At 45.7% G+C, this 11,777-nt stretch carries 8 protein-coding genes; 5 read left to right on the top strand and 3 right to left on the bottom strand.

The genetic code is table 11. The annotated features are described in order from the left end of the window. Window positions 1–7 precede the first annotated feature (7 nt). Both LZZ85_RS09660 and leuS read right to left on the bottom strand, forming a co-directional pair. A complete protein-coding gene (locus LZZ85_RS09660) occupies window positions 8–3,151 on the bottom strand; it encodes a S41 family peptidase (protein ID WP_237871067.1) in 3,144 nt (1,047 codons plus the stop codon). 150 nt (window positions 3,152–3,301) lie between these two features. Then, complete coding sequence (gene leuS / locus LZZ85_RS09655; protein WP_237871065.1) at window positions 3,302–6,088, bottom strand: leucine--tRNA ligase; 2,787 nt, start codon at window positions 6,086–6,088, stop codon at window positions 3,302–3,304. 262 nt (window positions 6,089–6,350) lie between these two features. On the opposite strand from leuS, the gene LZZ85_RS09650 reads away from it, so the two are divergent. The 5 genes from LZZ85_RS09650 to LZZ85_RS09630 all read left to right on the top strand — a co-directional run bounded on the left by LZZ85_RS09650 (window position 6,351) and on the right by LZZ85_RS09630 (window position 10,839). Continuing rightward, window positions 6,351–7,223 carry a cell division protein FtsX gene (locus LZZ85_RS09650; protein ID WP_237871063.1) on the top strand — a complete coding sequence of 291 codons (873 nt, stop codon included), beginning with the start codon at window positions 6,351–6,353 and terminating at the stop codon, window positions 7,221–7,223. A 122-nt stretch (window positions 7,224–7,345) separates the two neighbouring features. Continuing rightward, complete coding sequence (locus LZZ85_RS09645; protein WP_237871061.1) at window positions 7,346–7,591, top strand: DUF3098 domain-containing protein; 246 nt, start codon at window positions 7,346–7,348, stop codon at window positions 7,589–7,591. Window positions 7,592–7,754: 163 nt separating this feature from the next. Then, window positions 7,755–8,552: an undecaprenyl-diphosphate phosphatase gene (locus tag LZZ85_RS09640; protein WP_237871059.1), complete on the top strand. Its 798-nt coding sequence runs from the start codon at window positions 7,755–7,757 to the stop codon at window positions 8,550–8,552. 83 nt (window positions 8,553–8,635) lie between these two features. Beyond that, window positions 8,636–9,943, top strand: a complete 1,308-nt coding sequence (locus LZZ85_RS09635) for an MFS transporter (protein ID WP_237871057.1) — start codon at window positions 8,636–8,638, stop codon at window positions 9,941–9,943. 8 nt (window positions 9,944–9,951) lie between these two features. Further along, window positions 9,952–10,839: an MBL fold metallo-hydrolase gene (locus LZZ85_RS09630; RefSeq protein ID WP_237871055.1), complete on the top strand. Its 888-nt coding sequence runs from the start codon at window positions 9,952–9,954 to the stop codon at window positions 10,837–10,839. A gap of 73 nt (window positions 10,840–10,912) precedes the next feature. Here the strand turns inward: LZZ85_RS09630 and LZZ85_RS09625 are convergent, their stop codons facing one another. After that, window positions 10,913–11,722, bottom strand: a complete 810-nt coding sequence (locus LZZ85_RS09625; protein WP_237871053.1) for a DUF3108 domain-containing protein — start codon at window positions 11,720–11,722, stop codon at window positions 10,913–10,915. Window positions 11,723–11,777: the final 55 nt, after the last annotated feature.

The following is an 11,777-nucleotide window of genomic DNA, read 5'->3' as shown; positions in this document are numbered from 1 at the left end:
TTAAACCCTATTTGATCTGCTTCAGGATCTCTTCAATTGCCCTGTCTAATTGCGGATCACGGCCATTAAGCCTGTCATCAAAACTGTTCAGCACTTTAATATCAGGATCAACACCGCTCATTTCAAGGTCTTTTCCATCAAGTGAATAGCAACCCCATCCCGGCATGCGAACGGAAGAGTTGTCGACGAGGCTGACCCCGCTGGTGAAAATGATCCAGCGGTAAGTGCCATTGCCAATGATCTTTCCAAGCTTCAATGCTTTGAATCCCTGTGCGGTCATTTCCGCATCGCTCAATGATTGCTCATTGATCAGCAGGATGATCGGTTTGTCGGAGGGAGCAAAGTTTGACTGTGGAGAAAGCCCACCTTCCCTGTACTTCCATGCGAGATAAGAACGCTGGGAGAGGAAACGCAGCACTTCATCATGCACGTTACCTCCCGTATTATAACGAAGATCAAAGATCAGCGCATCTTTTTTATTGAGCTCCTTCGTCATGTCGATAATGAACTGCTCCAGCTCCGGCTGACCCATGTTCTTCATATAACCATAAGCAACACGGCCTTTACTCTTCTCATCTACCCGTTTCTGATTGTTGTCGATCCACTCATCATACAGGTTATTGAACAAGCTTTGCTGCGGATGTATTTTTACGGATACGGGTTGTCCGTTACGGGTAAATTCGAGGCTGATCTCCCTGTCCAGAGAAGGACGCGTAAAATAGAAACTGCGGTCTTTACCAGCCTGAACAGGTTCTCCATTCACTTTGGTCAACACATCCCCCGCGCGCACATCAATACCTTTCTTATCGGCCGCTGAGTTTTTAACAACATATTTTACCGTATACGGAGATGCGTCTTCAAAGATGATCCCAGTCTCCATGGTTGAGTTGGACAGCGCGATCGATTCATCAACACCAAATGTGCCAAAGCCCTGGTGTGAAGAGTTCAGCTCTCCCAACATATCATTCAGCAGGATACGGAGATCCGCCCTGTTGTTGAGATACGGAATGAATTGCTTATAGTATTGCTTTGTCTTCTTCCAGTCAAGCCCGTGGAATTTCTCATCATAATAGTTCTCTTCCATTTGTGCCCACGCTTCTTCAAACATCTGGCCGAACTCTTCTGAAAGATTACGACGGAAAGTAAAACTGATATTGATCGGATCAAGCCGGTTCATGTCAAGACTAAGCTTGTTAATGCCCGCGTTATTCAATGCATACAACTTGTCATTGGCGTCAACCAGGCCAAATATTGCCCCGTCTGTGACTTTCTCTGTTTTATCTACCTCAAATGGTTCTTTTGTCGTTTTATATAATGCAGTGCGCCCTTCGTGATCACTGTGATAAAGAACAATTGTTTTCTCACCTTTCTGCAATACATCAACAAGTCCCTGGGAACCGGAAAAAGGTCCAACGCGCTCGATCCGTTCCATAAGATCTACCGCATCGATCGTGATAGATTTAATCGGTGGTGTAGCCGCGGCGGTTGCAGCCGGTTTTTTGGTGGTATCTTTTTTTGCGGCGGTATCTTTCTTTTCTTCTTTGAATAATTCATCAAACTTGTCAGTACGGAATGGTTCATCCAGCTTTTCCAGTGCGATCCTGTACACCTTCGCATTGGGCATACCAAAAGGGTAGGCAGGCTTCAGGCGCTGTGAGGTGAAGTAGATATACTTTCCATCAGGAGACCATACAGGGTCCGCTTCCGTAATGTCTGTATTCGTAAGATTGATTGTTTTATTTTCCTTGATATTATGAACATAGATCTCCCGTTCAAAGTTTTTATAAACGCAGAAGATCACATATTCATCATTTGGTGAGAATCCCGGATCGCTGTTCTGGAAGCCCCAGATCTCCTGTTTTGCAACGGTCTTGCTTTCGCCGGTTTTTACATCAAGCAAACGGATCTCATCACGGCCGCTCAGGTACACGCCTTTATCGCGCTTCTTATTCATCACTATCTGGCGATTGTTACGTGTATCCTTTGTAAGCTGTTTCAGTGCTCCTTTGCCATCCGCACTGACCGAATACCAATTAGCATAACCATCGAATGTCTGATTGAACAAGAGCGTTTTGTTATCACTTGCCCATTTCACTTCGCGTACACGCTCTGCCGATCCTCGCTTAACCTGCTGAACAAATTTGCCATCAATATCGCTGACAAATAATTCACCGCGGGAAACAAAAGCCAGTTTTTTATTATCAGGAGAAACATCGAAGCCGGTGATATTTCCTTTCACATCGAAGTCTTTTTCTTTCGGCAGGATATTATTCCGGATAATGGAGATACCCAGCTTACTTTCATTACCACTCTTCACATCGTATTTCCAAAGCTGATAGTCTCTTTCAAAAACGACCGTTCCACCCTGCGCATTTACGACAGGTGTTTTGATGGAAGAATTGAACCTGGTCAGCGCTTTCTTTTTACCGTTCTCAATAGTATAAAGGTTATACTGCCCGTTTGCTTCATCAGAAATGAAATAAATATTTCCGCTTTTGTCGATGGTTGCAGCAAAGTCCTTCCCTTCCCAATCAGTATACTTCTTATGTTGTTTTGTCTGCGGATTGTACGATTGAATATCCGGGTTGAAAGGTCCCTTATACCGCTTGCGTTGAGCCTGGTTGGAACTCTCCCAGGTATCATTGAAGAAGATCTCACCGGAAGCAGGATGCTCTACGAGATTGTGATCATACTGGAAAAAGTTGCTGCCGAACACACGACGGGGAGTGCCGCCTGCTGCCGCAACTTTGAAGCCAGCCACCTGACCAAGTCTTCCGCTGTTAAAGTAAATGGATTTTGAGTCCCAGCTCCAGCCCGTGACTTCGTCATTGGAGCTGTGGTAAGTTACCTGTGTTACTTCACCACCTGCAACTGGCATAATGAAAATATCTCCATTACCATACTGGCGGCCTGTGAAGGCGATCCATTTGCCGTCCGGGGAAACCCGTGGACTGGTTTCATATCCCTGCATGGCTGTAAGACGAGTGGCCTGGCCATCTTTAATCCCGGCCCGCCACAGATCCCCTTCGTAGCTGAAGATCACCGTTTGTCCATCAGGTGTAAGACATGGATTGGAAAGAAAATAAGTTGCATCCTGTGCAAAGAGCCGTGCCGAGCAGCACAACACGGCAAGAGAAAGGAATTTCTTCATGAAAAAGCATTTTGGTCGCTGAATGTACGATCAAAAGCAATGCGTGGCTAACCGGCCATAGAAATTCTAATTAAAAATTCAAAAGTAAAAAGTTAAAAAAGACCGCTGTTCACAGAAGCCCTTTTTTACTTTTTACTTTTGAATTTTGACCTATATCACCACGTTGACCATCTTTCCTTTCACGAAGATGATCCGCTTTGGAGCTTTTCCTTCGAGCCATTTCTGGACGATCTCGTTTGCGAGAGCCATTTTCTCCACCTCTTCGGAGGTTGCATCGAGGGAAATATTCATAGTAGTGCGAAGTTTGCCGTTGATTGATACGGGGTATTCTTTACTGCTTTCTTTTACATATTTCTCTTCGAATACAGGATACGGTGCATTAAGGATGCTGCCTTCGTTTCCGAGCAATTGCCAGAGTTCTTCGGCCACGTGAGGGGCATAAGGAGTAAGCAGGACCAGCAATGGCTGCAGCACTTCTTTTTTTGTACATTTCAGGTCATTCAGTTCGTTTACGGCGATCATAAATCCGCTGACACCGGTGTTGAAGCTGAAACGTTCCGTTGCTTCTTCGATCTGTTTAATGGCCTTGTGCAGCACTTTTAATTCATCGTCGGTTGCCTGTTCATCAGTCCAAACTTTCCCTTTCAGTTCATCATAGAATAAACGCCAGAGCTTTTTGAGGAAGCGGTGTACACCTTCGATACCTTTTGTATCCCAGGGTTTGCTCATCTCCACAGGGCCGAGGAACATTTCATACATGCGGAAGGTATCAGCTCCGTATTTCTGTACAAGATCGTCCGGATTGACAGTATTGTATTTTGACTTGGACATTTTTTCTACTTCTGCTCCGCAGATATACTTACCATCTTCCAACTCAAATTCTGCATCCCGATAATCGTCCCGCCACTCCCTGAACGCCTCTGTGTCAAGTTCGAGACCATCGACGATATTGACATCAGCGTGAATCACATCGATCTTATCCTTATTCTTGCCATAGCTGCCGTCTTCATTGAGCAGGCCTTTCGAGACAAATTTGTTGGTGCCGTTTATCCTATACACAAACCGGCTGCTCCCCTGGATCATCCCCTGGTTGATCAGCCTTTTGAACGGCTCATCATGCCCGATATAACCCAGATCGTACATCGCCTTCGTCCACATACGGCTGTATAACAGGTGACCCACCGCATGCTCGGTTCCGCCAATATAGATATCTACCTGTCCCCAGTAGTCAGATGCTTTGCGGCTGCAGAATTCAGTTGTGTTCGCCGGATCCATATAGCGCAGAAAGTACCAGCTGCTGCCTGCATAGCCGGGCATCGTGTTCGTTTCGAGATGTTGGGAAGTCCAGGCAGGGATATTTGCCAGCGGACCTTCGCCTTCCGGACCGGGTTTATAGGAGTCAACGTGAGGCAACTCCAGCGGCAGTTCTTTTTCACTCAGCGGATACGCAACACCATCGATCCATTTGACCGGGAATGGCTCACCCCAATAGCGTTGGCGGCTGAACGCCGCATCGCGCATTTTGAAGTTGGTCTTCCGGATCCCTATCCCCTTGCTTTCGATTTCTTTGATGGCCACTTCGATCGCGTCTTTCATCACCAGGCCATTCAGGAAATCAGAATTTTCCAGGATCGCCTCTTTTGTAGGATTGGCTTCCTCGCCTTTATAATGATCACCGATGATATTGGTGACCGGGATATTAAAATGCTTCGCGAATTTATGGTCGCGTTCATCCCCGCAAGGCACGGCCATGATGGCGCCGGTGCCATAGCCCGCGAGTACATATTCGGAGATCCAAACCGGGATCTTCTTTCCGTCAAAAGGATTGATCGCAAAAGCGCCGGTGAAGACACCACTGATCTTTTTCTCAGCCATCCGCTCACGCTCGCTACGGCTTTTTACATACGTGATGTACTCTTCTACAGCGCTTAACTGCTCCTGCGTGGTGATCTGGTCAACCAGTTCATGCTCAGGAGCGATGACCATGAAGTCGACACCGAAGATGGTGTCAGGCCTCGTCGTGTATACCCTCAATTTGCTGGCTGTCTTCTTTTCATTTACCTCCAATTCAAAATCAATCTCCGCGCCACTTGACTTACCGATCCAGTTCGTCTGCATCTCTTTCATCGCATCGCTGAAATCGACCGTTTCAAGTCCCTGGAGAAGACGGTCGGCATATTCAGTAATACGCAGATACCACTGGCGTAATTTCTTTTTTACTACGGGATAACCGCCGCGTTCGCTCACGCCGTTGACCACTTCGTCATTAGCCAGTACAGTGCCCAGCGCTTCACACCAGTTCACTTCACCATACCCGCAATAAGAAAGGCGATAGCCCATCAGCACATTCATTTTCTGTGCTTCATCAAAGTTCTCCCACTGATCCGCGGTGAAACGAAGTGTCGTTTCTCCCGGGCTTGGGTATGATTTATTTCCTTCTTTCTCAAATGCGGCAACCAGTGCGGAGATGCGTTCTGCGCGGCCGGTAAGACGGTTGAAGAAAGAGTCGAACAACTGGAGGAAGATCCATTGTGTCCATTTGTAATAGTTGGCTTCGCTGGTGTTCACCTCTCTTTCCCAATCATAGCAAAACCCGATATTATTCAGCTGGGATTTGAATGTCGCAATATTGTTGCGCGTGGTCACAGCAGGGTGCTGTCCCGTATCCAGTGCATATTGCTCTGCAGGCAGGCCAAATGCATCAAACCCCATCGGGTGAAGCACGTTGAAGCCTTTCAATCTTTTATAACGGCTGTAGATATCAGAGGCGATGTATCCGAGAGGATGGCCCACATGAAGACCAGCACCACTGGGATAAGGAAACATGTCCAACACATAATACTTCGGCTTGCTGCTTTCATTAAGGACCCTGTAAGCATGAGAGTCTTTCCATTGCTGCTGCCATTTCTTTTCAATATCCCTGAAATTGTATTCCATCCGTGTTTTTTTACTTGTCTTAACAAATATCTTCTTTCAAATGGCAATATAGCCTGTATTCGACCGTTAGAAAAGGGTTGCAAAAATACTGATATAGCTCTTAAATTCAATGTTACGTCGTTGACAGATCACGGGTATATTCCGAATGATGGGTCATTATCAGCAACATTGAGCTTAAATTGGTTATTTTTGCAATACCTGCTTCCATGATCGGGGTTCCCCGGGAGCAGGAATTAACCCATTTATTTCAAAATTCTGTGTTATGGCCAAATCCGGCAAAGCTTCTATCAAGAGAGCTAAACCCTCTTATTTCATGTCGATTCTCGGTGTTACGCTGGTGCTCTTCCTTCTTGGTATTATCGGCTGGTTTGTGATCAACGCCAATAAGCTTGGCAACTATTTCAAAGAAAATATCGAAGTGATGGCCTCGCTGCGCGGAGATCTTAACCCGAGCGACAGCACGGCACTCTGGCAGTATATCTCGGGTCAGCCTTATGTAAAATCGATCAAATTTGTTACGAAAGAAGCTGCCAAAGCTCAATATCAGGCCGATGGGAATGAGAGCTGGGACAATATCCTGGATGCCAACCCTCTGCCTAACAGCATCAATTTTTTTGTAAAAAGGGACTATGTAACGGTCGATTCGCTGGCGGCGATCAAGGCGGATCTGGCGAAACAGACCTATGTGGCGGATGTAACTTACCCGGAAGGCCTGGTTGACAAGGTAAACAAAAACGTCCGTCAGATCGGGATCGCCCTTCTCGTGGGTGCGATCATCATATCCCTGGTCGTGATCCTGCTGATCGACAACACGATCAGACTGGCCATGTTCAGCAACCGTTTCCTGATCAAAACCATGCAGATGGTGGGAGCGACCCGCTGGTTCATTGCCAAGCCGATGAATATCCGCGCGATCATCAACGGCGCCATCAGCGGCATCATTGCTGTGGCGGCGGTCGGACTGCTGGTATATATCGCAGAAACCCAGATCCCCGGAATGAAAGCGATCCACGATACTACAACACTCGCATTGTTATTCGGGGGCCTCTTCCTCCTGGGTATCTTTATTACGCTGTTCAGTACCCACAGAAGCGTGTTGAAGTATTTGAAAATGAAGCTGGATGACCTGTATTGAGATCGTTGGCCATTGACCGCAGAAATTAGATCGCGGTGAACGGTAAACGGTCAGCGATGCTTTATTTCGCATTTCACGGAAAACCATCATTTTCCTTATATTGCACACCCAAATTCAACACAATGACTGAAAATAAGACCAGCACAGCTCCTACCATGTTTTCAAAGGATAACTATATGTGGATGCTGATCGGTGCGGTAGTAATCGCAATTGGGATGTTCCTGATGGCTGGAGGAAAAAGTGATAACCCGACCGTGTTTGATCCGAACGCTGTGTACAGCACAACACGGATCACAGTGGCACCACTGCTGATCCTCGCAGGTTTGGTGATCGAGATCTATGCGATCTTCAAGAAAGCGAAAGCCTAATACGTTAAAATGAATTGATGGGTCTATAAGTTTAGAAGGTGATGCAGCAGTGTGTCACCTTTCTTTTTGGGGCCAGGGAGAAGCAAGAGTGAAAGAGATCATGAATTGGTTATGTTCGCGATGGAATTGATTTGATACATATTTTTGGATTTTAGATTTTTTTATGGAGACAATTGATGCTATTATTATCGCGATCGTGGAAGGGTTGACGGAGTTTTTACCTATCTCTTCTACGGCGCACATGAAGTTCACCAATCCGTTACTGGGAGTTGAACAAACTCCTTTTGGAGAAATGTTTGAGGTCGTTATTCAATTGGCCGCTATACTGGCGGTAGTGGTTTTGTACTGGAAGAAGTTCTTCGATTTTAAGCGGATCAATTTTTATATCAAACTGATCATTGCCGTGATCCCGGCACTCGCATTTGGATATATGCTGAAAAGCCATATTGATGCGGCATTGGGCAACCTGACTTTTATCGCCTGGGTAATGATCTTGGGAGGCGTTGTATTACTTTTTGTGGATCGCTGGTTCAATAAGCCGGAGATCTTTTCAGAAGAAAATATCAGCCCGAAGACTTCATTCATCGTGGGCTGCTTCCAGGTATTGTCGATCATATTCCCGGGGCTGAGCCGTAGCGCAGCTACCATCATCGGCGGAATGACACAAAAGCTGAGCAGAAGCGCTGCCGCAGAATTCTCTTTTTTCCTTGCTGTGCCTACCATGCTCGCGGCTTCGGCAAAAAGCTTTTGGGACACGTACCAGGATCACCCGGAGGTGATCGCGCGGGACAATATGATGACACTCCTGATCGGAAGTCTGGTAGCCTTCGTCGTCGCATTACTGGCCATCAAGTTCTTTATTGGCTTTCTGAAAAAATATGGCTTTCGTGTCTGGGGGATCTACCGGATCATTGTCGGTCTTATCATGCTGTTACTGATCTGGCGGGGAATAATTTCATAATACGCTAAATGAATATAAAAGGGCGCTGATCAGCGCCCTTTTATATTCCGGATTCTTTTATTTTTACTGATAAACTACGGCGCATGCAAACTGCATCAAAGAAAGTTGTGAATGGTTGGGCAATGTATGACTGGGCAAATTCTGTATACAATCTCGTGATCACAACGTCCTTCTTCCCGATCTATTTCCTGGCGGTGACCGGTAAAGGAGGAGATCATCAGGTAAACTTTCTTGGACGCAAGTTCGTAAACTCTTCTCTCTACGATTATATACTGGCAACATCCTATTTGCTTGTAGCGTTGCTATATCCTATCCTCACGTCTATCGCAGATACGCGTGGAAACAAGAAGAACTTCATGCGATTCTTCTGCTATATGGGAGCGATCGGGTGTAGTTCGCTCTTTTTCTTCAAAGAGCATACACTTACCATCGGCATTATATCATTTATGCTTGCCGCCATGGGCTACGCAGGCAGCCTCGTTTTTTATAATGCTTATCTACCCGAAATAGCAGCGCCTGCAGATCAGGATAGGATCAGCGCGCGCGGGTTTTCCTTCGGGTATATCGGCAGTGTGATCATGCAGTTTATTGGATTCGGTCTCGTGACAGTCATGGGCGATACTCCGGAAGAATCTTTGCAGGCGATCCGGATAACGTTCCTGCTGGTGGGGATTTGGTGGTTTGGCTTTGCGCAGATCACATTCCGACGCTTACCCAATGCAACAGTCAGGAAAGAACAAAAGGGGCATATACTTAAAGACGGGTTTATTGAAATGAAGAAAGTGTATGCCCAGGTAAAACAACTTCCTGTATTAAAAAGATATCTCCGTGGATTTTTCTTTTACAGCATGGGTGTGCAAACGGTGATGCTTGCGGCAACCCTGTTTGGCAGCAAAGTATTGAAGCTCCCGGATACGAACCTAATTGTTACCGTTGTGCTCATACAGCTGGTAGCCATACTCGGCGCATGGAGTATGTCAAGGTTATCAACCCAATTTGGAAATCTCCGGGTGTTAATGGGAGTGATCCTGTTCTGGATTGTGATCTGCCTCGCTGCATATTATACGGCCTCACTTGCAGAACACGGAGTGAACACCGAATATTATTTTTACGGACTTGCTGTTGGTGTTGGTCTTGTTATGGGAGGAATTCAGTCACTTAGCCGGTCCACCTATTCCAAACTAATGCCTGAAACAAAGGATACAGCTTCTTTCTTCAGCTATTACGACCTTACAGAAAAACTGGCGATCGTGATTGGCATTTTCAGTTTTGGTTTTATTGAAGAAGTAACGGGCAGTATGAAGAACTCCATCTTATCGTTGATCTTTTTCTTTACGATCGGACTGGTCTGGTTGATCGCGGCTTTGAAAAAACAAAAACAACAGGCTTAACCTATAGCATGAAACTATACAGTGTCAATAACGGCTATTTCAAACTGGATGGTGGTGCCATGTTTGGCGTCGTTCCTAAAAGTATCTGGAATAAACTGAATCCCGCGGATGAAAACAATATGTGCAGCTGGGCCCTTCGCTCTTTACTGATCGAAGAGGATGGACGACTGATACTGGTTGACACCGGGATGGGTGACAAACAGGATGCGAAATTCTTTGGTCACTATTATCTGCACGGGGATGATTCTCTTGATAAATCACTCGCGAAACATGGCTTTCACCGCGATGATATCACGGATGTTTTTCTGACGCATCTCCATTTTGATCATTGCGGCGGAGCGATCAAAAAAGAAGGCGATACGTTCGTTCCGGCATTCAAAAATGCAGTCTTCTGGAGCAACAAGGAGCACTGGAAATGGGCAACAGAACCAAATGACCGCGAAAAAGCCTCATTCCTGAAAGAGAATATCCTGCCGATCCAGGAAAGCGGGAAACTCCAGTTCATCGAACAACTGCAGAAACCTGTAACAAAGCCAGGATGGCACACGATAATCGGCAAATTAACAGAACTTGATTTCACTCCTGACATCTCCGTTCTGTTAACATACGGCCATACCAGCAGCATGATGCTGCCAAAGATCCAATACAAAGGGAGAACGATCGTATTTATGGCAGACCTTCTTCCTTCTGCAGCTCATATCCCGATGCCATATGTGATGGCTTATGATACAACGCCACTGATGACATTGGGAGAGAAAAGACTTTTCTATGAAGAAGCGATCGCGGGAGACTATATCCTGTTCTTCGAACATGATCCGGTAAATGAATGCTGCACGTTACAACAAACAGAAAAGGGTGTTAGAGTGAAAGAGTTCTTTAAACTGGAAGATATATAAGCATCTTTATAAAAAGGATCGCGGCCCGGGATGTATGTCCCGGGCCGCGATCCTTTTTATAGAGATGCTATTCTTATCTTCTTCTGATCAGCGAGGTCAAAGGGTATCTCAGGTTTTCATGCCCCATCATATCGATCTTTACTTTGCCGACAACGATCGGACTTTCTATCCGTATCGGAACATGGTTCTCATCATCTGTTACCCAAACTGTCATATTCTCTCCGCCCTCAAAAATACTTCCTTTAATGAGCAGCGGCTTGAACTTGATCGCATCAAATTTTCCGTACTTGGTTTTAATGGTTTCCTTACCAAGATAACGGATGTACATATTGTAGATCTCATTATCCAGGAACATGGAAAAAGAGATCTTGTCATTGGGCTGGAGTACATTGAAGTCGATATTTCTTGCATAAAACACCGAGCTCACTACATCCTGGACACAGGCCGGAACATTAAATACGCCATCATTTGTCACAGCGGTATTGGCTGTTTTATTGAATGAAACGTTCTGGTATTTTTTATACCCTCCTTCATTCACATTGCGCACAAATTTCAGTGCCTGAAGAGTGGCTGTATCAATATAAGACTCGTATTTATCTCGCACCTTATACAGGATATCGTAGGAAGAATTTGTATGTCCTTCACCAACGATATGATAGACCGGCCGGTTATTCAAAACTTCCAGCGTATTCGTGAACGTGGCGGTGCCTGCATCCACATAAATACCGGCCACAGCGTAATAAACCTTATAGGTTACTTTTTCACCAGCTTTAAACGCAGTGTTCTTGATCCCACACGAATCAGCAAATGGTATTTCCTTTCTGGTAGTAAAAGCCAGCAGAATGACCGCAGGCAGGAAGAGTAGTTTAAATATGACTTTCATCAATCGCTTTATTTAAATTTTCATAACGGGACAGGACCGGGGGCTGGTCAAACTA

Origin of the sequence: Terrimonas ginsenosidimutans, from assembly GCF_022012415.1 — a bacterium.
GTDB classification, from domain to species: Bacteria; Bacteroidota; Bacteroidia; order Chitinophagales; family Chitinophagaceae; genus Terrimonas_A; species Terrimonas_A ginsenosidimutans.
Note: the sequence above shows the minus strand (reverse complement) of the source record. Positions and strands in the feature narration are given on the sequence as shown.

Coding starts and splice junctions, on each gene's coding strand:
- LZZ85_RS09660 (WP_237871067.1), bottom strand. CDS start 3,151: ATGAAGAAATTCCTTTCTCTTGCCGTGTTGTGCTGCTCGGCACGGCTC.
- leuS (WP_237871065.1), bottom strand. CDS start 6,088: ATGGAATACAATTTCAGGGATATTGAAAAGAAATGGCAGCAGCAATGG.
- LZZ85_RS09650 (WP_237871063.1), top strand. CDS start 6,351: ATGGCCAAATCCGGCAAAGCTTCTATCAAGAGAGCTAAACCCTCTTAT.
- LZZ85_RS09645 (WP_237871061.1), top strand. CDS start 7,346: ATGACTGAAAATAAGACCAGCACAGCTCCTACCATGTTTTCAAAGGAT.
- LZZ85_RS09640 (WP_237871059.1), top strand. CDS start 7,755: ATGGAGACAATTGATGCTATTATTATCGCGATCGTGGAAGGGTTGACG.
- LZZ85_RS09635 (WP_237871057.1), top strand. CDS start 8,636: ATGCAAACTGCATCAAAGAAAGTTGTGAATGGTTGGGCAATGTATGAC.
- LZZ85_RS09630 (WP_237871055.1), top strand. CDS start 9,952: ATGAAACTATACAGTGTCAATAACGGCTATTTCAAACTGGATGGTGGT.
- LZZ85_RS09625 (WP_237871053.1), bottom strand. CDS start 11,722: ATGAAAGTCATATTTAAACTACTCTTCCTGCCTGCGGTCATTCTGCTG.